This is a genomic window from Microbacterium xanthum (genome assembly GCF_034531355.1).
In the GTDB taxonomy this organism is placed as follows: Bacteria; Actinomycetota; Actinomycetes; order Actinomycetales; family Microbacteriaceae; genus Microbacterium; species Microbacterium xanthum.
Genome location: NZ_JAWHUE010000002.1, coordinates 289,511 through 314,103 on the forward strand (window position 1 = coordinate 289,511; position 24,593 = coordinate 314,103).

General features: G+C 63.7%; 21 protein-coding genes and 1 pseudogene. 6 read left to right on the plus strand and 16 right to left on the minus strand.

Features of this window, described 5'->3' with window-relative positions; genetic code table 11:
• Nucleotides 1-45 precede the first annotated feature (45 nt).
• Nucleotides 46-537: a VOC family protein gene (locus RZO50_RS07000; RefSeq protein ID WP_322598999.1), complete on the plus strand. Its 492-nt coding sequence runs from the start codon at nt 46-48 to the stop codon at nt 535-537.
• A gap of 183 nt (nt 538-720) precedes the next feature.
• On the opposite strand, the gene rfbD is transcribed toward RZO50_RS07000, so the two are convergent.
• The 4 genes and pseudogenes from rfbD to RZO50_RS07020 form a co-directional block, all read right to left on the minus strand.
• Nucleotides 721-2,133 (minus strand): dTDP-4-dehydrorhamnose reductase, encoded by a 1,413-nt coding sequence (gene rfbD, locus RZO50_RS07005; protein ID WP_322599000.1) that lies wholly within the window; start codon nt 2,131-2,133, stop codon nt 721-723.
• 72 nt (nt 2,134-2,205) lie between these two features.
• Nucleotides 2,206-3,204 carry a dTDP-glucose 4,6-dehydratase gene (gene rfbB, locus RZO50_RS07010; RefSeq protein ID WP_322599564.1) on the minus strand — a complete coding sequence of 333 codons (999 nt, stop codon included), beginning with the start codon at nt 3,202-3,204 and terminating at the stop codon, nt 2,206-2,208.
• Nucleotides 3,201-4,073 (minus strand): glucose-1-phosphate thymidylyltransferase RfbA, encoded by an 873-nt coding sequence (gene rfbA / locus RZO50_RS07015; RefSeq protein WP_322599001.1) that lies wholly within the window; start codon nt 4,071-4,073, stop codon nt 3,201-3,203. The genes rfbB and rfbA overlap by 4 nt, the downstream gene beginning before the upstream one ends.
• A 101-nt stretch (nt 4,074-4,174) precedes the next feature.
• Nucleotides 4,175-4,369: pseudogene (locus RZO50_RS07020) on the minus strand (IS3 family transposase); the annotation flags it as partial.
• Between the two features lie 217 nt (nt 4,370-4,586).
• Here RZO50_RS07020 and RZO50_RS07025 point away from each other — a divergent pair.
• Entirely contained in the window at nt 4,587-5,189 is a 603-nt protein-coding gene (locus RZO50_RS07025; protein WP_322599002.1) for an IS110 family transposase, read from the plus strand.
• A gap of 15 nt (nt 5,190-5,204) precedes the next feature.
• Here RZO50_RS07025 and RZO50_RS07030 read toward each other — a convergent pair whose 3' ends face one another.
• Complete coding sequence (locus RZO50_RS07030; RefSeq protein WP_322599003.1) at nt 5,205-6,590, minus strand: O-antigen ligase family protein; 1,386 nt, start codon at nt 6,588-6,590, stop codon at nt 5,205-5,207.
• 135 nt (nt 6,591-6,725) lie between these two features.
• On the opposite strand from RZO50_RS07030, the gene RZO50_RS07035 reads away from it, so the two are divergent.
• Nucleotides 6,726-7,724, plus strand: coding sequence for an IS481 family transposase (locus tag RZO50_RS07035; protein WP_322599004.1), 999 nt, complete (start codon nt 6,726-6,728; stop codon nt 7,722-7,724).
• Nucleotides 7,725-7,734: 10 nt separating this feature from the next.
• On the opposite strand, the gene RZO50_RS07040 is transcribed toward RZO50_RS07035, so the two are convergent.
• From RZO50_RS07040 to RZO50_RS07050, 3 genes are read right to left on the minus strand one after another with little or no spacing between them, the layout of a single operon-like run.
• On the minus strand, nt 7,735-9,228 hold the full coding sequence (locus tag RZO50_RS07040; protein WP_322599005.1) for a phytoene desaturase family protein: 1,494 nt from the start codon (nt 9,226-9,228) through the stop codon (nt 7,735-7,737).
• Nucleotides 9,179-10,276: a hypothetical protein gene (locus RZO50_RS07045; RefSeq protein ID WP_322599006.1), complete on the minus strand. Its 1,098-nt coding sequence runs from the start codon at nt 10,274-10,276 to the stop codon at nt 9,179-9,181. The genes RZO50_RS07040 and RZO50_RS07045 overlap by 50 nt, the downstream gene beginning before the upstream one ends.
• Before the next feature lie 2 nt (nt 10,277-10,278).
• Nucleotides 10,279-10,809, minus strand: coding sequence for a hypothetical protein (locus RZO50_RS07050; protein WP_322599007.1), 531 nt, complete (start codon nt 10,807-10,809; stop codon nt 10,279-10,281).
• Between the two features lie 412 nt (nt 10,810-11,221).
• On the opposite strand from RZO50_RS07050, the gene RZO50_RS07055 reads away from it, so the two are divergent.
• Nucleotides 11,222-12,289, plus strand: coding sequence for an acyltransferase family protein (locus RZO50_RS07055; protein ID WP_322599565.1), 1,068 nt, complete (start codon nt 11,222-11,224; stop codon nt 12,287-12,289).
• A 96-nt stretch (nt 12,290-12,385) separates the two neighbouring features.
• Nucleotides 12,386-13,483 carry a glycosyltransferase family protein gene (locus RZO50_RS07060; protein WP_322599008.1) on the plus strand — a complete coding sequence of 366 codons (1,098 nt, stop codon included), beginning with the start codon at nt 12,386-12,388 and terminating at the stop codon, nt 13,481-13,483.
• A gap of 1,231 nt (nt 13,484-14,714) precedes the next feature.
• Here the strand turns inward: RZO50_RS07060 and RZO50_RS07065 are convergent.
• The 3 genes from RZO50_RS07065 to RZO50_RS07075 form a co-directional block, all read right to left on the minus strand.
• Nucleotides 14,715-15,560, minus strand: coding sequence for a glycosyltransferase (locus RZO50_RS07065; protein WP_322599009.1), 846 nt, complete (start codon nt 15,558-15,560; stop codon nt 14,715-14,717).
• A gap of 269 nt (nt 15,561-15,829) precedes the next feature.
• Nucleotides 15,830-16,942 (minus strand): glycosyltransferase, encoded by a 1,113-nt coding sequence (locus RZO50_RS07070; RefSeq protein WP_322599010.1) that lies wholly within the window; start codon nt 16,940-16,942, stop codon nt 15,830-15,832.
• Nucleotides 16,943-16,994: 52 nt separating this feature from the next.
• Complete coding sequence (locus RZO50_RS07075; protein WP_322599566.1) at nt 16,995-18,479, minus strand: sugar transferase; 1,485 nt, start codon at nt 18,477-18,479, stop codon at nt 16,995-16,997.
• A gap of 469 nt (nt 18,480-18,948) precedes the next feature.
• Here RZO50_RS07075 and RZO50_RS07080 point away from each other — a divergent pair, with 469 nt between their 5' ends.
• Nucleotides 18,949-20,442, plus strand: a complete 1,494-nt coding sequence (locus RZO50_RS07080; protein ID WP_322599011.1) for an HNH endonuclease signature motif containing protein — start codon at nt 18,949-18,951, stop codon at nt 20,440-20,442.
• A 14-nt stretch (nt 20,443-20,456) separates the two neighbouring features.
• Here RZO50_RS07080 and RZO50_RS07085 read toward each other — a convergent pair whose 3' ends face one another.
• Genes RZO50_RS07085 through RZO50_RS07105 form a run of 5 tightly spaced genes read right to left on the minus strand, consistent with a single transcriptional unit; the run spans nt 20,457 to nt 24,529 of the window.
• Nucleotides 20,457-20,705 (minus strand): hypothetical protein, encoded by a 249-nt coding sequence (locus RZO50_RS07085; protein ID WP_322599012.1) that lies wholly within the window; start codon nt 20,703-20,705, stop codon nt 20,457-20,459.
• Nucleotides 20,706-20,731: 26 nt separating this feature from the next.
• Nucleotides 20,732-22,465, minus strand: coding sequence for a choice-of-anchor G family protein (locus RZO50_RS07090; protein ID WP_322599013.1), 1,734 nt, complete (start codon nt 22,463-22,465; stop codon nt 20,732-20,734).
• Nucleotides 22,462-23,190 (minus strand): hypothetical protein, encoded by a 729-nt coding sequence (locus RZO50_RS07095; RefSeq protein WP_322599014.1) that lies wholly within the window; start codon nt 23,188-23,190, stop codon nt 22,462-22,464. The genes RZO50_RS07090 and RZO50_RS07095 overlap by 4 nt, the downstream gene beginning before the upstream one ends.
• A gap of 17 nt (nt 23,191-23,207) precedes the next feature.
• Nucleotides 23,208-23,840, minus strand: coding sequence for a signal peptidase I (locus tag RZO50_RS07100; protein ID WP_322599015.1), 633 nt, complete (start codon nt 23,838-23,840; stop codon nt 23,208-23,210).
• The gene (locus tag RZO50_RS07105) at nt 23,837-24,529 is read right to left on the minus strand and encodes a SipW-dependent-type signal peptide-containing protein (RefSeq protein WP_322599016.1); all 693 of its coding nucleotides are present in this window, start codon (nt 24,527-24,529) and stop codon (nt 23,837-23,839) included. The genes RZO50_RS07100 and RZO50_RS07105 overlap by 4 nt, the downstream gene beginning before the upstream one ends.
• Nucleotides 24,530-24,593: the final 64 nt, after the last annotated feature.

The window sequence follows — 24,593 nt, forward strand, 5'->3', positions numbered from 1 at the left end:
ACCCACACTCATCACCCACACCCGAACGATCTCGAAGGAGAGAACATGACTTCACTGCAGACCCCCAAGCACGCCATCAGCCAGATTTGCATCGTCTGCTACGACATCGACAGGACGATGTACGAGTACTCCAAGCGTCTCGGCTGGGGCCCGTGGAAGGTCTACGACCACTCCGCGCCGATGCTGCACGACACCTACCTGCGCGGTGAGCCGACCGAGTTCTCCATGCTGGGGGCGGAGACCACCGTCGGCGGCATCGGGTTCGAATTGATTCAGCCCACCGGCGGCAAGAACATCTACCAGGAGTTCCTCGACGAGAAGGGCGAGGGCGTCCAACACATCGCGGTTATGAAGCACAGCGCCGAAGACTCCGACGCGCTTATCGCCGACGTCGACGCGCCCCGCCTGATGGGCGGCAAGATCGGTGAATCGATCGAGTTCTATTACCTCGAGACCAACCCGACGCTCAAGATCGTGATCGAGAGCGGCACAGGCCACGCGATCGATCTGCAGCCGGTTCGGACCTTCAGTCTCTGAGCTGTATCGACACGGCCCGCGGACGTCGTCTCGATGTCCGCGGGCTCGTCTTGTGTGGTGCCAGGCCCCCGTACAGGCTCTTCACCTGACCACGTGGGGTGGCCACGATCGCCGTCATCGGCGCCGTTCCTGCAGAAGTGGCTCATCGGCGAGCTGATGCGCGGGAGTGTGAAGTGAGGGTTGTCAGGCACTCAGATAGCGGGCAAGCGCCTCCGCAGCGTCTTCGGGTTCGAAGCCCGTCGCCGTAAGCCGATCCAGTGACAGCGCGCTGTTCGCCGGACGTGGCGCCACCGGCGAGGTGGCGTTCGCGAAGTAGGCGCTCGTTGTCGTCGACGTAACGCGGTCGGCGTCGTGGCCCGTCAGCTCGAAGACGTGGCGTGCAATGTCGAACCAGGTAGTCGGTTCGCCTGTATTGGTGACGTGGTAGACGCCGTACTCCGGTCGAACCTCAAGGACGTGCTGAATGGCTTCGGCGATGGTCGACGTGAACGTCAGCCGGCCCGTTTGATCCTCGACGACTGACGGATCGACCCCTCGCCCCGCCAAGGACGCCATGGTGCGAACGAAGTTGTTGCCATCGCCGATCACCCAGCTCGTTCGCAGAACGTAGTGCTTGTGTGCGGTTGCTGCCGCGACGTCGCCTGCCGCCTTACTCTGCGCATACACACCTAGGGGGGCGAGGAGTTCGTCCTCCGTGTATTCGCCTTCTTTGGTGCCGTCGTAGACGTAGTCGCTGGAGATGTGGACGAGGGTGATGTTGTTGTCGGTGGCGATGCGGGCGAGGGTGGCGACGGCGGTGGCGTTGATGGTCCACGCGAGGGTGCGGCCTTCGGGGGTTTCGGCTTTGTCGACGGCGGTGTAGGCAGCGGCGTTGACGATGGTGTCGTAGTCCCGCCACCGCCGAGCTTCGGTGAGAGAGCCGGGGTTGCTGAGGTCGATGTCGGCGCGGGTGGCGAATTCGACGTCGGGTCGGTCGCGCCAGATCTCGCGCAGTGCGCGGCCGACCTGCCCGTTGGCGCCGAGCACGAGGGTCTTCTTCGGCGGGATGGGGGTGACCTCAGAAAGCGGGGGGTGCTTCTTGTCCTTCTCGGACAGCTCCGCCTGTTCGAGGGGGATCGGCCAGGCGATGGCGATGGTCGGGTCGGCGAGGTTGAGGAACGCGTACTCGGCTTCGGGGGACCAGTGGTCGTTGACGAGATATGTGTAGGCGGTGTTCGGTTCGAGGGTTTGGTAGGAGTTCCCGACGCCCCTGGGGACGAAGATCGCTTTCGAGGGGTCGAGTTCGGCGGTGAAGACGGCGCCGTAGGTGGGGCCTTCGCGCAGGTCGACCCAGGCGCCGAAGATGCGGCCGGTCGCGACGGAGACGAACTTGTCCCAGGGCTCCGCGTGGATACCTCGGGTGGTGCCTTCTTTGTCGTTGAAGGAGACGTTGTTCTGCACCGGACCGAAGTCGGGCAGGCCGGCTTCGGTCATCTTCTCCCGCTGCCAGTTCTCCTTGAACCAGCCGCGGGAATCGCCGTGGACGGGAAGGTCGAACACGACCAGCCCCGGGATGGGGGTCTCGGTACGGGTGAGGGGTTTACCGAACTGCGTCATGGAAACCGGGTGATCCTTCGAAGCGAGAGTGGTCGTCGGGAGGCGTGCGGAAGTCTGGCGACCGTTGTCGGCCTAGTGGCCTTTGGTGGCGTAGAAGGCTTCGACGCCGTCTTTGGTGGGGGCCCACCAGGGCTCGTTGTTCCGGTACCAGTCGATGGTCGCGGCAAGTCCTGCTTCGAAGTCGGCGTACTGCGGGGTCCAGCCGAGTTCTTCGCGGAGGCGGGTGGAGTCGATCGCGTAGCGGAGGTCGTGGCCGGTCCGGTCGGTGACGTGATCGTACGCGTCAGGTGCCTGGCCCATGAGGGTGAGGATGAGTTCGACGACGGTCTTGTTGTCTTTCTCCCCGTCGGCACCGATCAAATACGTCTGCCCGATCTGGCCTTTGTCGAGGATGGTGAGGACGGCGGAGGAGTGGTCGTCGGCGTGGATCCAGTCCCGCACGTTCTCGCCCTTCCCATACAGTTTGGGGCGGATCCCGCGGATCACGTTCGTGATCTGTCGGGGGATGAACTTCTCCACATGCTGGTACGGGCCGTAGTTGTTCGAACAGTTGCTGATGGTCGCCTGCACCCCGAAGGACCGCACCCATGCCCGCACGAGCAGGTCGCTGCCGGCTTTGGTGCTGCTGTAGGGGGAGGAGGGGTTGTAGGGCGTGGTTTCGGTGAACCGTTCCGGGTCGTCCAGTTCCAGGTCTCCGTAGACCTCGTCGGTGGAGATGTGGTGGAACCGCACCTCGTGCTTCCGGGCCGCTTCCAGCAGCGTGTAGGTGCCGATGATGTTGGTGTCCAGGAACGGGCGCGGATCATCCAGACTGTTGTCGTTGTGGGACTCCGCCGCGTAATGCACCACCGCATCCACCCCGGCGAACAACTCATCCACCAGGCCGGCGTCGGCGATGTCACCCTTCACGAACCGGAACCGGTCCGCCGGCAACCCCTCCAGGGAGGCGAGGTTCCCGGCGTAGGTGAGCTTGTCCAGCACCGTCACCTCATGGTCGGTGTGCGAAAGGACGTGGTGGACGAAATTCGACCCGATGAACCCGGCACCCCCGGTGACCAGCAACCGCATCAGCGTTCTCCCCGCTCCAACAACCCCAACAAGTACGCCCCGTACCCGGACTTCTTCAACGCCACTCCACGCTCAGCGAGCTGATCGTCAGTGAGGAACCCCTGCCGCCACGCGATCTCCTCCGGACACCCGATCTTCAACCCCGTGCGCCGCTCGATCGTCCGCACATACTCTGCCGCGTCGAGCATGTCGTTGACCGTCCCGGTGTCCAACCACGCCGTCCCCCGGGGGAGGACCTGCACCTGCAGCTTCCCCCGCTCCAGGTACGCACGGTTCACATCCGTGATCTCCAACTCACCCCGCGCCGACGGCGTCAGGTTCCGCGCGATCTCCACCACATCGTTGTCATAGAAATACAGGCCCGGGATCGCATAATTCGACCGTGGCTGCGCGGGCTTCTCCTCAAGACTCACCGCACGCCCGGAGTCATCGAACTCCACCACCCCATACGCCGACGGCTCCGCGACCCAGTACGCGAACACCGCCCCACCATCAATGTCCGCGAACCGGGACAACTGCGACCCCAACCCCGGCCCATACAACAGGTTGTCACCCAACACCAACGCGACTGAGTCATCGCCGATGAAGTCCGCACCGATCGTGAACGCCTGAGCCAACCCATCCGGCGACGGCTGCACCGCAAACGAAATCGACACCCCGAACTGCGACCCATCACCCAACAACCGCTCAAACGCCTCCGCATCATGCGGCGTCGTGATTACGAGAATCTCATCGATCCCCGCCAGCATCAGCGTCGACAACGGGTAGTACACCATCGGCTTGTCATACACCGGCACCAGCTGCTTCGACACGCCTAACGTGATCGGATGCAACCGCGTCCCCGAACCACCAGCAAGCACAATGCCCTTCACGATCTACGCACCTCTCTTCGCGCGTCGGCCGACGCGGTCCCTCGCTGTACCTATCACTATCAGAACTCGGGTCTGCCGTACGGATAGGTGACGGCTCTTAGTCACGCCGCGAGGGCGACGTCGGTGTTCATGATTGCTTCGTACTCGACGGGGGTCAAACCGTGGAGCCGTTTCTGCCGGCGGCGTCGGTAGTAGGTGCGTTCGATCCAGGTCACGATGGCGATGCGGAGCTCGTCGCGGGTGGCCCAGGTGCGCCGGTTGAGGACGTTCTTCTGCAGCAGGCTGAAGAACGATTGTGACACTCGGACCATGCTGCGCGGCAAGGTGGTGTCGGCTGACGTGACCCGCAGAATGACCGACCCTCCGGTGTCCTCATTTGGAGATATGTCCGCCAGCCGCACCGCCGACTCTAGATGGCTTGATTAGGAGCCTGTCCCTTCGGGTGACTCATCACGGTCCTGCCTCGATCCCTTCCGTCGGTGGATTCCATCGAAGAAGAAGGAGGAAACGGACATGACTGATCTCGCAGAACTGGTAGACCACGTGATCGGGGTCGACCCTGACCGTGATCGCGTCACCGCAGCCGTCGTGAGCGTCACCACGCAAGGAGAACTGGCAGCAGCGACATTCCCTGCGACGCGACGAGGGTACGGCCAGGCGCTCCGATGGGCGAGGACCCTCACCGTCGACGAGCGCCGCGCCTGGGCGATCGAGTCGACCGGCAGCTACGGCGCCGGCCTCGCCGCGACCTTGACAGAGAAGGGCGAGTTCGTGATCGAGTTCGACCACCCGAGCACCCACGCATCGAAGGACGGAGCGAAGTCTGACTCGCTTGACACGGTGCGCGCGGCACGCGAGACACTCGGCCGCAAAACCTGGGCAACGCCACGATCTCGAGGACTTCGCGAGGGTTTGCGAACGCTCATCGTGGCCCGGGATTCCGCGAAACTCGCCCGCGTCGCCCCGATCAACGTGCTCAAGGCACTCATCGTCACCGCACCCGTCGATCTCCGGGAGGACCTCCGCGGGCTCACATTCGGACAACTCGTCGACCGGTGCATCCGGCTCCGTCCAGCGTGTTCTGGCGGGCGTAGACCCAATCAGTTCGCCGGGTGAGAGGCGTCGCCTTGGTCATGAGGAAACAGTATAGGTACGTCGGGACCGAAGGTCCTGTCGTTCGCTCGACAGCGTGGCAGCGGGCGTCTGCAGCTGAAGTCCAATGATCACGAAGACGAGGTAGCTGATCGGAAGAGTCTCAGTCGATGCGACAGTGAGTCCGAGCCCGAAGAGGGCGGCAAGCATAGTTGCCGCCAGCGTGCGACCAGCAGTACGCGACGCGGTACTTCGAACGATCACCACGATCAGAGCTACCCAAAGGCCGATTCCGATCAGCCCCGCCTCAACTGCGATCTTGAGGGCGACATTGTGGGAGGTGATGTGGATCCCCGTCCCGAAAGAGTCCCCGAGCGCGTCACCGGCAGCGCCAGACCCCCACCCGATGATCGGCGAATCCAGGAAATAGCCGATCCCTCGGGAGTATCCGGGTAGCCGCCCCTGGTATCGCGTGTCTTCGGAGACGTTGAGGATGCTCCCGAGTATCTCGGACGCGCCCGGGTTCACTGTTACCCAGATCGTGACGGCTATCACTCCCAGGCTCAGGACCATGATCGTCCGACGCAATGCCTTACCTAGCGAAGGTGCAACCAGTGCGGCGACGAGCGCCACGAGTGCAAGCGCGACGAAGGCTGTGCGTACGAGAGCGAGCGCCAGAGCAACGCCGCCGACAGCGATGGCAGTGAACGCAAGCGCGCGCGAGGTGGTGAACCTGACGAGGCCCCACCCCAAGAGGATCAGAGCAGCGAGGGCCACGTGGAACGGCCCTGCGAAGACGCCCTGTAGACGAGTCTGACCCTCGTATAGCGCCGTGTACTGATCAGCCTGTCGGCTGACGGATTGCTCAAGCCCAGGAAAGAGCAGGTGGAGGACGACGCTGACGGAAACTGCGAGCAGTACCACTTTGACGATCATCCGCTCCACAGCCGGAACCATGTGCACGGGGATACCAGCACCGAGTGCAACACCAGCTACTGCGAGTGCGGACTTACGAAAACCGAGGATGCCGACTTCGAGCGAAGGTACGTTCGGGTGGAGGATCAGGGCGACCCAGACAAGCACGATCGTGAATGATAGAGCCACCGCCCCCACTCCTCTTCGCGTGCTGGCGGGCTGCGTAAGCCATAGCAGGTATCCAACGGCGAGGGTGATTAGCTGGACGATGGCACTGATCGATGATGGTAGGACGCTTGAGAATGCAAACGCGAGAATCAGAAGCGTGAGCAAGCGAGGTGCCGCGCCGGCACGAGCTGGCAGTATCAGCCATAGGATGACGAGTATCGCCCCCAGTCCCATGATGCCGAGCGTGGGGTCCGTCTGTCCGAGGTAAAGCACTGTGACAACCGCCACGATCAATAGCGCAGCGGCAGCTACGACCGGCAGTACCCAACGGGCGATCAACATAGCGAGCATCCTCCCACGAGGTGTCCGTTCTTCGCTCTGGTGTGATGTCCAGGGACGTTGCTACGTGAATCGCGAGTGATTTGCTGACGGGCGAGGGCCTCCCCTTGTGAAGTGGAGCTGTCTAGGAACCGCTTCATGCAACAGGAGGCCCTCGGGTCCCACGCTAATGCTGCTCTCACGCCCCGCGCACGGCTCAGGCTCGCGCGATTGATCGTCGAGGATCGGTGGCCGGCGACGGTCGCGGCGGAGATGTTCATGGTGTCGCCGATCACCGCCCGTAAGTGGGCGGCCCGGTTTCGTGCCGAGGGGGCCGCCGGGATGACCGATCGGCCCGGCCGGCCCCGGTCGATGCCGAGCAAGACACCAGCGCGGACGGTCAAGCAGATCGTGCGGTTGCGGTGGCGGCGTCGTCTGGGTTCAGCGCAGATCTCGGAGGAGCTCGGGGTCCCGGCCTCGACGGTCCACGCGGTGCTGGTCCGGTGCCGGATCAGTCGGCTCAGCCATATCGACCGGGTCACGGGCGAGCCGATCCGCCGCTACGAGCACGACCATCCCGGTTCGCTGCTTCACGTGGACGTCACGAAGTTCGGCAACATTCCGGACCGCGGCGGATGGCGATACGTCGGCAAGCAGCAGGGCGACCGGAACCGGGAGACCACGGCGAAGCGCACCGGAAAACGGAGGGGCTACGAGCCCAACGTGGGGACCGCGTTCCTCCACGCCGTCGTTGATGACCACTCGCGTGTTGCCTACGTTGAGATCTGCACCGACGAGAAGGCAGTCACCGCGATCGGAGTGCTCGAGCGCGCCGTCGCGTGGTTCGCCGACCGCGGCGTGACCGTTGAACGGGTGCTCTCGGACAACGGGTCGGCCTACAAGTCGTTCGCCTGGCGAGACGCCTGCGCTGGGCTGGGCATCACGCACAAGCGGCGACCGAAGACGAACGGCAAGATCGAGCGGTTCCACCGCACCCTCGCCGATGGCTGGGCATACGCCCGGTTCTACCGATCCGACTCTGAGCGACGCGAAGCGCTACCAGGCTGGGTCCACTTCTACAATCACCACAGGCGCCACTCCGCAATCGGAGCCCCGCCCCCCACCAGACTCAACAACCTGCCTGGACATCACAGCTAGCCGGCGAGACTTAGCGCTCGGTACCTAGGCCGAGCGGCGGACTGTCGAGGCCATGTACCTGCTTTAGAGCGAGTACGGCTGCGTAGTAGCCGGCAAGGCCGTGTACTCCGCTCGCGGGGGGGGTTGATGATGAGGCGAGGTAGACGCCGCGGACGGGAGTTGCCCAAGGTCGAGGAGAGAGAACCGGGCGGGACAAGAGTTGCGTCATCGATATCTCACCGGAGGAAATGTCGCCACCGACCAGGTTCGCGTCGATGGTTTCGAGCTGCGTCGCTGAGTGTGACCGCGACGCCAGGATGGTGTCCCTAAACCCAGGGGCGTGACTCTCTATCGCCCTCGTGATGATATCCGTCGGGTCATGCGGTGAGGAGGCGGGGACGTGCATATATGCCCACAGCGTGTGACGTCCCCTAGGAGCTCGAGTCGGGTCAACTATGGTCGGCTGGCTAACGAGGATGTAGGGAGTCTTGGATCGGTCGCTACTTGCTACGGCCCGTTCGGCCAATTGCATGTTGCGCCTCGTCCCGCCCAGATGAACCGTTGGACTTAAGCGGGCCCCCGGGAACGACCAAGGGACTTGCTCCGATAGTGCATAGTCAACTTTCGCGACCCCGTTGCCATATCGGAAACGGCCGAGCCGGCGCACATATTGATCGGGCAACAGGCCAGCACCGATTCTTGCTAAGCCTTTCGCCGAAGTGTTCGCGATGACCACGCTTGCGCCTGCGAGTTCTCTTAGGCTCTGGACTTCGACACCGGCCTCAATGATTCCGCCGTGAGCGCGAACGTCGTCTGCCATCGCGTCAATGATTGATTGGGTCCCACCGATTGGGACAGGCCACCCACGTGCATGGGCGTGCCCTGCAAGAACCAATCCGACCGCGGCTGACGGCAGGGAGGGAAGCCGACCAATATTGTGAGCCATCACGCCGGTTAGAAGTGCTGGCGCAGTATCTTCGCGAAACCTAAGGTCCCAAGCCGGGCCACCTTGCTCAAGTGCGCGCAGCGCGAATCTAATGGCAGAGACGGGGTAGCGAGGAACCCGGAGCATCTGCTTAGCCGTGAAGTCGGAGATCTCGTCGATATGTGCTGCTAACGGGCCAAGGAGATGTCGCCACGCTGTTCCGTCTTTCCCCAGTTGCGCTGCGGTCCGTTGTAATGAACGGTACGCCAAGCCCCCGCGAGAACCAGCAAGAGGGTGAGCGTAAGAAACTTCGGGAATGGCGAAACTTACTCTGCGGTCCAGCTGGAAAGCCCTGAAGAATGAGGAGGCGAGCGCGAGCGGGTGCACTGCTGCCCCGACATCGTGCCGGTACCCGTCGATTGTCAGAGGGAGCGTTCTTGCGGCGCCGCCGATTGATGGGGCCGCTTCGAGCACTCGAACGCGTAGACCCGCTCGAGCAAGAGTAACTGCGGCTGCCAGCCCGTTTGGTCCGCTCCCGATAATGACTGCGTCATCCAAGTGAGTCTCCTGAGGATGGTTTGGCTTGACCGTCGCGCGCACGAATCTCGGTGTGCATCACTTCGCGCGCGCTCCGCCTCGATGCTCGAAGAAGCAGTAACCCGACGAGCTCCCACTCGATAAGGAAGAAGCAGATCAGTCGATACTCGGTGAACCACAATCCCATCATTATCCCAATGGTCGTGTGCATCGCGATGTAGCTGATCAATAGCAAACTTCGGACTTTCGGGACGAAGAGAAGCAAGCCAGCGAGTTCCAGCACGACCGTCGCAACTGCGATGCCTGCGAGGAGAACGGGCGAGCCCGCGACCCATTCGATCACGCCATCTAGCGGCGTGCCGCTCGCCTCTCGAAAGTTGCCGTACACATACATCTCGATACCGAGGTCGTCTCGCCAGCTGTCGGGCCCGCCTCCGACAAGTAGCACGGTGTCGTCGGTGTTCGTGTTGCTCAGGTAGTAGCCGAGCGTTTCGCCGTTCAGCCATTGCAGCCCACCGAACCGAAGTTTTGAGATTCCGGATGTGGTGTACGTGATGGCGAGGATCCCGAGGATGATGTATATCCCCCAGGATCGATACGGACGCATAAAGTACTGCCAGAGCGGCGGTCTACCGGCGCGAAGCCAAGAGATTGTGTTGTCAAGCGAGATTGCTTTGACGCCTGGGCAAAATGCCAGGACGAACAATACCTGTGTCGTAAGAGAAGATTCATGGTCGAATATCCCCTGGCTGGCTCCGACCGCTTCCACAAACAGTCCGAGAGTGGCCAAGGAGAATAATGCGAATCGCGTGGCCAGCCCGACCACCACAAGTCCGACCAAGATGAGTAAGGCGAGGGCGACCAGGTCGGCGTTCGCGATTGCAGTGACGATGAGATCGCGGGGAAGCTGAGCCAATAGCCACCCGCTGAATACCCTCTCGGGGGTGTCATTCTTCCACGGAGTAATCGATTTATAGACGCCATACCCGTACACGACCCCGAGGGTGATTCGCATCCAGCTCAAGCGACCTTGCCAAATCAACGGGATAGGCCAGCGAGCGAGCCACTCTGCAGACGTCGAAGGAATCATCTCGTCAGAGATCTTGCGCACGGCTATTGCGCCTCACCATAGGTGTGAACGTAGATCTCTTTGCACGGGAGATAATATCCGACGCGTCGAGTTTCTTCCACCTCGCCAGAAGCTGTTCTTTTGTCAACCAGCAGGTCGATGCTGTCATAATGGATTCCGCGCTCCGCCAGGTGATCAACCAGGGGTTTGAAGAATTGCACCATTGCGTTCTCGAGCATCTCAGCGTCCATGGTGCCTCTGGGGTCTCGGAGAGGTGAGGTGGGCGAGAGGGGCCGATAGAACTTCGCGACTAGCTGGCGCATTACCTCACGATTCCCTCTGTTTGTTTCAGCTAGCGGAAATTCCTCGGAAACGCCCTCGAAGTGGCTTTCAAGTCGAAACGAATAAAGCTCACTGTCGAGATCGACGTAGTGTGCAAACATCGGGGCGGCAGTGAACGGGTAGTCCTCGATACCAAGAGCGATGACCGTCACATTCGGCACACCGATGACGATCGCTACCGCTAGCGGTGCTGCAACCCGCCTGAATCTGTTGACTGCTGTCTTGCTACTCATTGCGAGCTGCGAGCGCCCTCTCTTCTAGCCGCCGTCACCTGGCCCCTGGGTGCTGGTGATGGGGCTGCGTCTTCTCCCCGGCCGTGCAGGTCGTGCGAGTGCCGCCAACGACATCTGCCGGTGCCCGTGCTGCGATACTTCAAGCTAGCAGTGAAGGTCGCCTGGTGTGTGAACGGCGTGTTTCGCGGCCGTGAGCCAGGGGAGCTGACCCACGAAGACGAGAGGCGCCCCGCCAGGTCATGCCAGTCTTCGGTGCGCCACGGGGCCCGTGGGGCGGGCATCCTCGGTGAGACATAGGTGTGAAACATGAAGGTGCTAATCTGCGCTGGGCCCACGACTTAGCCGCTGGACTCAGGGGGGAAATTTGTCGCAGAGCGAAGTGGGTGCGAAACCTCGCGCCGAAGTCCGCGAGATGTACACCGTGCGAGCGCTCGCGTGCCTTTCTATAGTGTGGCTCCACTCGATGCAGGCTGTGGCGCGGCTTCACCCGGACATGACAGGTGAACTGTGGGACAGCGTCGCTATCATCTTTTCGGTCGGCACGCCGGTGTTCGTGATGGTCACCGCGTTCCTCCTAGGCTACGCGTACGGCGTGTCGCGGCCTCTTCCCACGGGAACCTTCCGTCGACGGTGCGCAGTGCTCTTGCCACCGTTCGTTGCGATGGCAGTGTTCTACGGTCTTCTCTCTTGGTACATCGACGAACTAAGTTGGGCCGGTTTCGTAGGCCAAGTGCTGGCCAATGTGTTCCTCGCGTCCTATCACGGGTACTTCATCCTGATCGTGCTGCAATTCGTCGCCATCTTCCCATTCTGCATGCGCCTTGTGCGCCGTTTTGGCTGGCCGGTGGTGTTCGTTTGCGGCGCCCTAGCAAATGTTGCTTGGCTTGGTTTCTTCAACTTAGTTCCGGCGCAAAGTGGTTGGGAAGCGCTGTGGGAGCGAATTTCGTGGCTGCCGTTTCCTGGGTGGATCCTATACTTCTTGATTGCGGTATATTTCGGCATGAATTATCCCAAAGTTCGAGAACAGTTGTCGAAGCATCAAGTATTCCTGTACGCGTCGACCTTGGGAGTTGCGGCAGGAATCGTCTTGCTTCACTACACCCGTGTCGCCCCCTTGGATAGCTCGAAGCGGCTTGACATGCTGGTTCTTGCTCCGCTCGTTTTTCTGTGCTTTTTCGCCCTCGGGCGGCGAGGCAATTCGCCAGGTTGGTTGGTTGAGCGGGTAGCCGAGTATTCCTTTGGGATATACCTACTTCACTTCTTCGCCATCGCAGTGATGGATAGTTTCGCGGAGCCCTTGCTCGGAGCCCTCGGGCCACTCTTGTATGCAGCGGTGTTGATGTGCTGCGCCGTTGTGGTCGCCGCCGCGATCACCGTGGTGATCCAGAGTATGCCGGGTGGTGCTCTTGTGGTTGGCCCGCCCGGTAGAAGGACCGCGGGCGGCGCGCGGCGACGCAACGCGCCGCGGCAGACGCAGTGAGTTTCGCTTACGCGGTGGCGTTGTCAGTCTCGTCGACCTCCCGGGTGCCGGATAGTGTCCAACTCGTTAGTTCGACGCGGTGAATTAGGAGTTCAGTTGAGTGCATCGTTCCCGCGCAAGCTTGTAGTTCTATCGGCGTCCCTTAAGACCAATGCGCTCGGCAGGGCGCTCGTGATGCGGGACATCGGGACTGGTCTGTTCGAAGATGTCGAGGTCTACGCGCCGCCGTCCGATCGCCTCTGGGTGGGCGCCGTCGGGGAGCCGGTTCTGGAACTGACACGACATCGCTTGCATCGCCTCGCTGACGACTTGAACGTGCGCGCGGCGGATGGCAGGTCAGCGGTGGTCTGGATCTCGAAGGGCTACCCAAGCGCAGTGTCGCTGCTTCGGCTGCTTCGACGGGACATCCCAGTGGTTGCCGACTTCGATGATGACGACATTGCGTTGGCGCGCGAGTTTGTGTCGGCCTCGATTCCGAATCGCATAAAGCTCAACCCATTGCGTTCCGGCTCGCCGGGGCGCCTAGCCCGATCCCAACTGTGGGTACGGGAGCGAGCTCAAATGCTCACGTCGAGCAGTTTCGCGCTTGGGTCGTCGATCGACCCGCACGGCAAGTGGGTGCGAGTGCCGCACGCTCGAGAAGATTTCGGCGGGGGAGCAAAGCCGGTGACCGGCTTTCGGCGGATCGGCTTCCTCGGCACCGTCCGTCCCCATAAGGGCCTTAATGAGATTTGTCAGGCCCTTACCGGTGACGCCCGGCTCGAGTTCATTACTTTTGGCCAGTCGCAGGTCGTGCGGCCGTATACTTTCGCGGGTCGTTGGCACGAGTTGCCACCAGACACGCCGCTGGCTGATGCCTACAGAGAGGTCGATGTCGCGGTGCTGCCGATGAATGCCGCCAGCGACGGGGCACAGAGGCAGCTTCCCGCGAAGGCGGTCGATGCGGCCGTGATGGGGATCCCGATTGCGGCTGCATCGACGCCGGTGCTTGACGAGTACTTCAGTGGCGGGATGCTCCAGGTTGCTAATTGGAATCGCCTCGGTGCGCGACTTGAAGCTGCGTTCTTGAGCGGTGAATTGAACCGACTCGGCTCGGCTTCGCGGAAGTCCTGGGCGAATGAGCTGGCGCTCGACCGAGTGCGTGCATCGCTTGAGACCGCTATTGCCGATCTCTTCGCTCGGCCCGTGAAATGAGCAACGTACGCCAGCTCGCCCTTTTCTTGGCTATCCCGATCGTGGGGGCGTTGTCGTCCCTCGTGGCGTTGCCCGCCATCACGTCGCGATTCGGCCCAGACGGCTGGGCCGCAATCGCCATCGGTCTTTCTGTTGGGACGGGCGCCTCCGTGCTGGGAGAGCTAGGCTGGGCACTTGACGGTCCGCGGAGGGCAGCGGTCTCCGCGGACCGCTCTGGTAGACGTATCTTCGCCCTGGCGCTGACCACGAAAGTGGTTGTTCTGCCCATCACGCTAGTTGCGGCAGTCCTCGCCGCTTCGGCCCTTGCCGTCGAGTACCGCCTGGACTCTGCTCTCATGGCGGGGGCGACTTCGATGCTGGGCTTGACCATGACATGGTTCTTCATCGGTCGAGGCGACCCTCTTGCGATCTTGTTATCCGATACGTTGCCGAAGGTCGTTTGTGCGTCCGCGGCAGCTATCGGTATACGTCTCGGTGCCCCGCTTGGCCTCTACCCGGTCTGTTTCGCGATCGCAGCTGTCGCGGGCCCTCTGATCGCTCTTGCTTTGGTTGGCGGTAGTCGCGCCGATTTTGTCGGCCTCACTTGGAGGCGCGTGCGCGTTGCCCTGGTTGCGCAAAGAACAGCGCTTTCCGGTCGGACGGCAAGCGCTCTCTACATCTCTTTACCGGTGGCGATAGTGGGAGCGACCGCACCCCTCGCCGTGCCGGTCTTCGCGTCGGTTGAGCGGCTCCAGAGGATGTTCCTCATGATGCTCCAGCCCATCCCTAACTTCTCTATGAAGTGGGTAGCTGGTGCCCCAACGGATTACGACAGGACGCGACGCGCGACTCGGGTCATTGCAGCCAACGCACTTATCGGGGCAGTCGCCGCCGGGGTGTGGATTGCTGCTGCCCCAGTTCTATCTTCGTTGGTCTTCGCGGGAGAGATCACGCTTCCCATTGAATTGTGCGTGGGGTCAGCCGTGGTTGTCCTCCTGACCTGTATCTCTCGAGCAGTTGGAGGGGTTGGATTGATCTCGCTGCGCCGCACAAGGGACGTAAGCGCCTCTGCTATCGGAGGTGCAGCAGTTGGCGTGCCAGCAGTCGCGGCCTTCGCCTCCGTAGGTGGGGCAGTGGGGGCCCTTGTAGGAGAGATAGTCGCGGAAGTTGTCGTTCTGTCAATCCAGGTCGTTGGCTTCGCTAGTGCTGTTCGCCGCCTTAGACGAAAGCTGTGAGGTGCCTACTATGTAGGCTAAAGCGCGCCGGCAAGGCCGAGCTTGTTAAGGATCAGGTCAGCTTTAGCACTCCATTTGACCGATGTCGGCAATGGCGTGACTATGCGATTGACGCGGCCGCTCTTTGCCTGGGCCCCCGTAAGCCAATCTGCGTGTTCGCTCGGATCGAGCGCGTACACGGCGTCCAGTCCCCGCTCCTTCACACCGCCCACTGGGGTGCTCAGAACCGGGAGGCCAGCGGCGCGGTATTCGTAAGTCTTGATGACGTCTCCGCCAACTTCGCCGCTACCCACGCGATGGGGCACCCACCCGACGTCGAAGTGCGTGAGTAGTTGGGGCACGTCCGTGTAGTGGACATCGCCCAGAAGGTCGATGTTGGGCGTGCTCTCGAGTGGAGCCTTGTACTCGGAGTCGAGTATGGGCCCCGCGAAAACAAACTTCGCCCGAGGGAGCGCGTTCGCGCAGTGAAGAATAAGCTCCAGGTTCAGCCGTCGCCCGATCTTTCCGACATACCCGACCGTGAGTGGCCCCGTCGCACGCGATTCGGTGAGGAAACGGTCCGGGTCGCATCCGTTCGGCAACAAGACCACATCGTCCCGGCCGAAACGCTTCGCAAGATCGACGGTACCTTCTGCGTTCGCTGTGATGATGTCTGCGCGGTCGAATAGCTTCGCGTATGCGGTACGTACTTCCTTCTGCACGCCTTGAAACGCGTAATGAATGGTCCAGTCATCAAGAAGATCGAACGCAATCAGCTCGCGAGATTCGACGATACGGCGCCACGCATCCGAGATAGAGACAAATGGGTTCCATGTCACGATGGGTTGTGAAACCGCCGGCACCGCCCGGGCGTAGGCGCCCAACGATTCAATCCACCATCTCTGCCGATCACGCAGCACCGGTATGCGCCACGAGTCGTTCCTGACAGGTCGGGTGTTATATGCGATGGAGTGAAGGGGATAGCGTCGGAGAGGTGCCAAGATTCGCGGCTCCGGTCTCGACACAACAGAGACCGGACCAACCCCCGACAACTTCTTACCGAACCACTCAATCAGGTGGCCATCGCGCGTTCTGTATCCTTCGTTGCTGAGCTTGTGTTGGCCGTGCATAGGAAACGCAAGGAGAGCGGCATTCACGTCAGCTCTCCCTTCGTAAGAAGATCGGTAATCGCGGCCTCATACGCTTCGCACACAGCATCCCAGGTGTACTTGCTTTTTGCCCGCTCGAGATTCGATGTTGATGCCTCCCGCTGCGCGTTCGCGTCTCCTGCAAGCGTGAGGATTGTCGTCGCGATCGCGGTCGGGTTCGGGTCGCAGAAGAAGCCACCTTCTCCAAGGACCTCGCGGTTGTAGGGGGTGTCGCGCGCGACGACCGGGGACCCGGCGGCCATCGCCTGTACGAGAGTGGGGTTAGTTCCCCCGACACTGTGCCCATGAAAGTAAACCGCCGCGTGCTGCCATAGCGCGAGTAGTCGAGCGTCGTCGCTGATGTGTCCGAGCCAATGTACTTCGTCTATCTCTTTGGTGAGCTGTGCGGCTCTAGAATCGAGCTCTCCTCCGTAGCCGGTAGTGCCGACGATGACCACCGGAATCGCTTGTGAGATAGTCCGGGCGGCTTCCAGGAATTGTGGAATCGTGTTCTCAGGAACAAATCTGGCAACCACCAACACGTACCCGCGGTGCTCGAGTCCCGGCTCAACCGGAAGGCGATCGACCGAATCGCCACCGTATGGGATGAACGCGCCTGACCGGCTGAAGGTCTGCTTCCACCTTTGCCCAATCTCGTGGGAATCCATGACGAGAGCATCCGCAAACCATTTGGTCATACGTGCTCCTATGCGGAAAACCTTCTTCGCCGCGCGCCCCCACTTTTCGCGATGCCACTCAATGCCGTCCACATTCACGAGCGTTCGGATCCCGCGCAGTTTCAGGAGAGGCAAAAAATAACCATTCGCAACATTCATGACGATCACTACGTCCGGCTTCCGGCGCATCGCATCCCACGACGCGGTCAAGCCGTAGGAGAGGGTGCTGAGCGACTTAGACTCTATCCCGCGAGTACTGCGGCTGTGGACTCTCGGGTCACGTTCGGGATCATCCATTCGTATCGACTCTGGGCGACCATACACAGTGACGTCCCAACCAGCGTCTGCCAGATAGGGGGCGATTTTTCGGACTGCGGTCTCGAAGCCACCGTAGTAGCTGGGATATCCGCGAGTGCCAATGATCGCAACAGACTTTTTCACAGAGAACTGCTCCTGATCTCAAGTTTCGACTCAGTGGGCCGTGTCGACCACGTCACGCGGCGGTCCCGCCAGGCGCCACCGCGGCCTTGGCGGTTCGACCAAGGATCACGACGTCTCCAAGAAGGGTCCAATTCTCAACGTATGAGAGGTCAAGCCGAACTGTGTCCTCCCACGACAGGCTTGAGCGCCCACTGACTTGCCACAGCCCCGTGATTCCCGGCTTCACGATGAAGCGGCGATGCACGTGGTCGGCATACTGCGCGACCTCTGACGGGAGAGGCGGACGCGGGCCGACCAGGGACATAGACCCGCCGATGACGTTGAACAACTGCGGAAGCTCATCGAGACTGAACTTGCGCATGATCCGCCCGATCGGGGTGACGCGAGGGTCGTGCAACATCTTGAAGAGCACCTCGTTGCCGGCATCGCGCTCCTGCTTGGCCAGTTTCTCAAGGAGTTCTTCGGCGTTAACGACCATCGACCGGAATTTGATCATCGTGAACTCCTTGCCGCGGAGACCGATCCTGGTCTGGCGGAAGAACACCGGGCCCTCGCTCGACAGGCGAACCGAGATGGCGAGGAACGCAAGAAGTGGACTCAGGACGATCACGCCGAGCACACTGGCCAACAGGTCGACCATTCGCTTGAGGAACAGCTGTCCTTTGCTGAAGCGCGGAGTCTCGACGTGTATAAGGGGGAGACCTGCGACCGGCCGAGTGTGAAGCCGGGGGCCCGCGATGTCGACGATGCTTGGTGCCAGAACGAGGTGCTGCTTGCCGGCTTCCAGCCGCCACGAAATCTGCTTCACCTTATCCGGCGGGAGCTCGTCCGTGCTGGTGACGGCGACGGTGTCGGCGCCGGTTGCGGCGATCGCGGCATCCACGTCGTCGATGCCGCCGAGGATTGGCAGTTCGGATCCACGGACCGATAGTGAGCGCCCGTTCGAGGTGGTGCACGCGCCAACAACGCGGTACCCGGCAGAGGGGGTGCGATCCAGTTCGCGAGCGATCTGCGCGACGGAGTCGGGCGAACCCACGAGAAGGACTCGGGCAGAGTACTCGCTCATCGAGCGGTGGGCGATGAGCCACTGCCGCCACATCCATCTGGCGAAGACCAGGACGAGGATCCCGGCGGGGAGACTTATCAAGAGGTATCCGCGAGCGACTTCCACCTTGAGGAGGAAGGCGCCGATGGCGATGAAGCCGAAGAGGGTGATGCTTGCGCTCGCGACACGCACGTACTCGGTGGTGCCCGTGCCGATCACCCGGTCGCTGCGGGAGTCGATGAGGCTGAGCGCCCACATCCATAGCAGGATCAGCGCGGCGGAGAAGATCCAGTACGAGACCGCGCTGATGCGCGCATCGTCATGGATGGCCAGATCGACGTTGCCGGTTCCGAACCAGACGATCTGTGCCCCAAAGACCACCCACACGAGAACCAGGAGGTCCGTAAGCAGGAGTCGTCGCGCGTAGCGTCGGCGCCAGTTGGACTGCTTCGGCGTGGGTACGACAGGTTGCGCGCTCGCGGGCGCGCTCATTGGTGCTGCATTATTCGACGTCGTTGTCGTGTCGGATTCAATGGTCGACACGATTGCCTTTCACTTCTGATCTCCCCAACAGAAAGAAGTGCCCCCCAGATGAGATCCCCCTCATCAAGCGGCAACTCGATCATCATAGGGGGATACACGGGTGCATCCACGACCAGGGAGGGTTGCGGAACCTGACTGTAACGCGATCGTTTCGTTGCTGTCTGTCCCCTCTTTGGGGGATACGAGGCGTTCTGGGGCGGGTTGCGTCGGGTTGGTGGGGCGCGTCGGTTCCGGGGTGGGGGCTTGGGTGGGGCGGGTTGCGGGGTTTCGGTACGCCGCCTGTCGGCGGCTACTCAACCTCCGGGGGGTCGGGAGGATATGGGGCTGAGTTTCTTCGTTGGATCGGGGATTTTCGGGGGCGTAATGTCGGTGGTTCGTCGTAGTGTCGAGGGAGATCAGAGATCGAACCGGAGGCGTCATGACAGGCGACGAACAGCGCGAGGCGGATGCCCTTCGCACGCGCGACATCGTCGCTGAGGCTCGCCGACTCCGAGAGGTGATCGCGGCCGCTGAAGCCGAGCTCGAGCGCACCCATGCCGATGCGTACGAGCTGGTGCAGGAGCAGACCGACCGGTTGCGTGATGCGTCGACGCGGGAGCGGGAGATGCCGTTGCGGTCGATGGCGGCCGAGCTCGCGGTCGACGCACGGGTGAGCGATCGCACGGTGCAGTCGCGACTGTTCGAGGCGCACCGGACGGTGACGCAGTACTCGGCGACGTGGGAGGCGTGGCGCGACGGGCGGTTGTCTCGTGCGCATGTGCGGGTGATCGTCGACGGTGGTGCCGGGCTGCCCGACGGTGACGCGCGTGCCGCGTACGAGCACGACGTGCTGGCGTATGCGGAGGCGACGTCTGCGGCGCGTCTTCGGTCTTACGCCGAGCAGGTGGCCGAGAAGCACAATCCGGTGACGATGCAGGAGCGCCACGATCAGGCGGTGCAGAGCCGGCGGGTGTGGCTGGAAGACCTCAGCGACGGCATGTCGATGCTCGGCGCGATCGGGCCCTCGGTCGAGGTGCACGGGGTCTACGACCGGTTGACTCGGCAGGGGAAGGCGATCAAGGCCGCCGACCGGGTCGCGCGGCGCGAGGCCGCGGAACGGGAGATCGAACGCGAGGCGGCTAGGCGTGGTGAGCGCGAGGTGGTGGAGAGTCACTCCACGGGATCGGGCGCGGGTTTCGGCCTTCCTGAGTACGGCACCGCGGACGGTGCGGGGGATCCCGAAGTCGCCGATGGGTTCGCCGACGACGTGGCCGAGGCGGCGGTGTGGTTCGACCAGCGGACCCTCGACCAGATTCGCACCGACCTTCTGCTGGACATGATGCTCACCTCCACGCCCTCGGTCGATGGGGCCCGCGGGGTGGTCGAGGGTGGGTTGGGGGCGATCCGGGCGCACGTGCAGGTCACCGTGCCGGCCACCAGCCTCGCCGGGACGACCGCCGGGGGTGCGGAACTGGACGGGAAGTGCGCGGTCGATCCGGAGACGGCGAGAATCCTCGCCGGCAACGCTCCCGGGTTCGACCGGGTGTTCCTCGACCCCATCGGTGGGTCTGTTCTCGCGGTGGATCGGCGGCATGCGACGGCGGCGCAGAAACGGTACTTGATGGCGCGGGATGTGCGGTGTCGGTTCCCCGGATGCCGGAGACCGACGCGAGATTGTGAGTGGGATCACCGGGAGGACTATGCCCTCGGCGGCAAAACCGATGTCGAGAACCTCGGGGCCTTCTGCAAGAGACACCACACCCTGAAACACGCCGCCGGGTGGACCGTGGTGCAACACCCCGGCGGGAGGTTGCAGTTCACCGCACCCTCCGGGCTGGAGTACACCGACGACCCGCCACCCCGGGTGATGTTCATCCCCGACCCGTCACCACCGGATCTCGATCGATTCGCTGAACTCGACGCGCCGTTCTGAGCCGGAGGACCGTCTCAGCGATCCTCCGCGCGGCCCGCGGACGCGATGGCCGCGACGACCGTCTCGACGGCAAGATCGAGCCCCTTCTGCACCCGCGACCGATCGTCGCCCGGTGCGGCGACGCCCACGAGTTCGGACAGGGGATACGCCGTGAGGGCCTCGGACGAATCGGGAGCGGGGGTCGGTCGCCACAGCGGGGCCGGGGAAGCGGCATCGATCGCAGAGCCCAGCACCACGGCGTCGATCATCGCGGAGAAGGCCACCCGGCCTGCGAGCACAGCGGCGACAGCTACGGCAACGTCACCGGACCCGCTGAACCCGTGCCGAAGCGGACATGGGCGACATCGCCGGGAACCGCGAAGTCCGCCAGACCCAGTCGGAGGGCGGTCACGGCGTACTCCGCCGTCGACTGCGGCCCCGCCGCGATGAACGACGACCCCGGAGGAGCACCCGCCTGATCCGGCTGCACGTTCACCATCACCGACACGACCGTCGGGAGGGCATTCAGAACCCCCGCGACAACGTTCACCACCGGCGTCGACAATGTTGACAGGGTCGCGCCGAGCGTCGTGACCCGGTCCAGCAGCTCCGACGTCAGCAGGTTCGCCAACGCGGACGTGAGCGCACCCCCCGACCCGGTCAGGGCCGAGAGGATGTCGCTCAGCGTGGGGAGCCCCGCCGCGCCGAGCAGGATGTCGATGGTCGCAGGCAACCCGCCCAGCGCGGTCGCCGTGACCGCGATCGTCGCGGTGCCGTCCAGCACCTCGCCGATCGTCGCATCGAGGACGAGCGTCACGCTCGCCAGTTCGAGGCCGATCGCTGACACGGTCGTACTCAGATCGATCGTCAGCTGTGCGTCGCGGATGGCATCCCGCAGCGCGTCGGTGACGTCCTGAACCCACGCGTCGAGAAGGACGCCGGCTTCGGCGATGATGTCGTTGATCACCGCGGCGTTGAGCACGAGCTCGGTATTCGGGCCGGCATTGTTCAAAGAGCCGGTGAGATGCTCGACGTCGACGAGGATGCGGCCGTTCGCGAGATCGATCGTGAACCCGTTGCCGTCGAGGGTGATGCCGAGGAACGGCGCGACGACCGCGTTGAGATCGAGCCCCGTGATCTCCACCGTGCCCGTGAGGCTCGCGGCGGTGACCCCCGGCACGACCAGGTCGAGATTGGTCCGAAGGGTCTGGGAGATCAGACCGTCCTGGCCGACGAGCGCCGCCACCGCCGCTTCCAGCTCGCCCACGCCGGTGGTCACACCCCCGGTGAGCGCACCGATGACCGGCGCATCGATCACAAGACCCAGGCTGGCGATGCCGTAGTCACGTGTCACGGCCGGTGTCGCCGGAGCGATGCCCCAGATCTGCTCCCGAAGCGCGGCGCACCCGTCGAGCTGCGAGCTCGCCGCCACCGCACCGACCTCGAGCGTGGCATCGTCAAGGCCGGCCACCGGGGGGAGGAGGGCGGTGATGTCGATCGTCCCCGGAGCAGGCAGCTCATCGGACGGCGTGGAATCCGACACCAGCACGGCACCGGAGTCGTTGATCAAACCCGCCGCACCGGCCGTGTCGCCGCTGGTCGAACCCTGCGTCCACTGGCTCACGCCGCCGAGGGTCGCCGCTCCGATGGGAACCGCAAGACCTGTGAGGTCGACACCGACGATCCCCAGCGCGGTGACATCGAACGGATTCGCATACGTGTACGTCGGGGGTGTCGAGCCGAGGTCGATCGCGCCGCCCGGTGACGGCGTCGCCGTGCCGTCGGCGTCCACGGTCAGCCGCATCTCCTCCAGCGCGGCGATCGCGTCGAGGTCGACCCCCAGCAGCTCACCGGCGAGGAACGTCCCGCGGGAGACGGTGTCGAACGCGGTCGTGCCGTCGCAGGCGATCGACCCGGTACCCAGGGGTGCGCCGTGAGCCCACTCACGATCGTTCCAGCTCGCCGTGGTCGCCGTCACGCTCAGCGGAACCACGAGCACCGCGCCCAGGGCAGCCGCGAGAGCCGCGCGCGTCCCACGCGTCATGGGCGTCCTCCCTGCCGTGCGAGGCGCATCGATGCGCCGAGCCCCACCAATCCGAGCGCGAGCGCGCCGACCCCGACGAGCGTTCCGACGTCGACCCCGGTGGACGGCAACGGCCCGGGCGGTGTGACGGGGACATCGTCGATGGCTGTCGCCGTGAGGCCGATCCCCATCTGACCGCGAAGCCCCATGAGCGACTCGTCCGACCGTGCCGTGGCGGAGTCTTCAATCGAGAGTGTGACCAGCAGATACTGCGGCGCCGAGGGTGAGAGAGGGCGCAACTCGAACGTCGGCGACGAGGTCGTGTAGTCATCGGCTGGGGTGGCCACCGTCACCGCGCGGGCTCCACGAGAACACTCCGGCGCGGTCGGGCTGCCGGACCAGGGGGCGTCGCACACGTCGACCTGCATGACCAGGCCCCGGGGGTACGACGCGAGGGCGCCGTCCTTGCGCAACTCGAGCGAGAGGGTCGCGCGCGACGCATCCTCCAGCCGCGCACGGATCTGCCAGAAGGCGGGATCACCCGGGCTCAGGTCGAGGAACTGCGCCGGGTACGGGTCTGACGACAGCACCAGATGCCCCGGGGCACACGTCTCGGGGACGTCGATGAAGGCGGCGCCGGCGGCGTCGGCGACCAGGACGCTTCCGACACCGAGCGCCGCGACGGAGAGCGTCGCGACCACAAGGGCGCTGCCGCGCCGGCCGCGCGAACGGCGGGAGTGGAACATGGTTCTCCTGATCCGGGTCAGCCGGTGGTCTCCGGCGCAGCGTCCGAGTCGTCATCGGATGTCGCACGCACGGGCGAGGGCCACAACGCCCACGCCACGACGAAGGCGAGAAGGATGGCGCCGCCGAGCATCACCGCGGGCGACTTCGCCCAGATGACGACCCAACCCACGCCGGGGGCACCGGCCAGCACCCGCGCCGCCTCGGTGACCACATACGGTTCCAGATCGGCGTTCGCGTTCGCATCGCCGCGGAGCGTCAGACTGCGGGCGTCCGGGTTGGCCGCGACCGGCGCGATCTCGACGATGCGGTGCGTCACCTGCATGTTCGCGTCGGGCCGGCGGACGGTGACGATATCGCCTACGCTCAGGTCCCCGGCCGCCACCGTCTGGGTGACCGCGGCCGCGCCGGTGGGAAGAGCGGGGGCCATCGACCCGGTGACGAAGACGATGATCCCCAGACCCCATATCGCGCTCGCCGCGAGCCAGGTGACGGTGAGGATGCCGATGCACCCGAACACGGTGGTCACGGCATCCCGCACACGCTCGATCGGCGGCACCGTCGCATCGCCCGCCGACCGGCGGGTCGATCGGGGGGACGACGGCGCCGCATGCGCGGCGAGCGGGCGAGATGCCGTGACCGAGTCGCTCACGAGGTGGCCACGAACTCCCACGCCGGAGCGACCGTGCGACCCATGTACGACGCGGGGTCCGGGTCGCTGTTGATGGATGCGGGGAGGGTCACCTCGAAGCAGTAGTACTGCACCGAGCCGGCCGCCGCCGACAGCGACTGCGTCGCGGACCCGCCCGTGGAGGCGAGGTCTCCGTTGGCGATGACCGTGGGGCTACCCGGGTCGCCGGAGAAGGCCGTGGCGTCGCAATCGAACGTCGTGGCGCTGGTGGCCACCCGCACATCGAGCGCGGCGAACAGCAGGCCTCCGGTGTCGTTCGTCGTGATCCCCGTCGCCGGAACAGCGGCCTCGAGCTGCACATCGCCCGCGATCGACGTCGACTTCGTGCGCAACGCGACGGCGGCGTAGACACTGTCACCCGGCGCGAGCTCGGTGCCGAGGAGGCTGGTGGCCTCGAAGACCATCTCGCCGCCGGGGTTGTCGGGTTCGTCTACCCAGCTGCCCGCGTCATAGCCGGGAGCGTCGGTGTTCTGCTCGATGGCGAACGTCGATGTCCCGATACCGGGACCGCCGCTGCCGTCACCACCGAAGACCCATTCGGTGTCGGTCCACGCCGCGAGAGTGGCCGCGACCCCCAGCCCGAGGGCCGCCCCACCGGCGGTGATGGCAAAGATCCGGCGCCGGACGGTCCGGCGCTGCTGCTGCTCCATGAAAACCCCAATCATCTGCGAGCCGCCGTGACCGAGGTCGAGCGGCCGGGCGCGATGCCCCGTG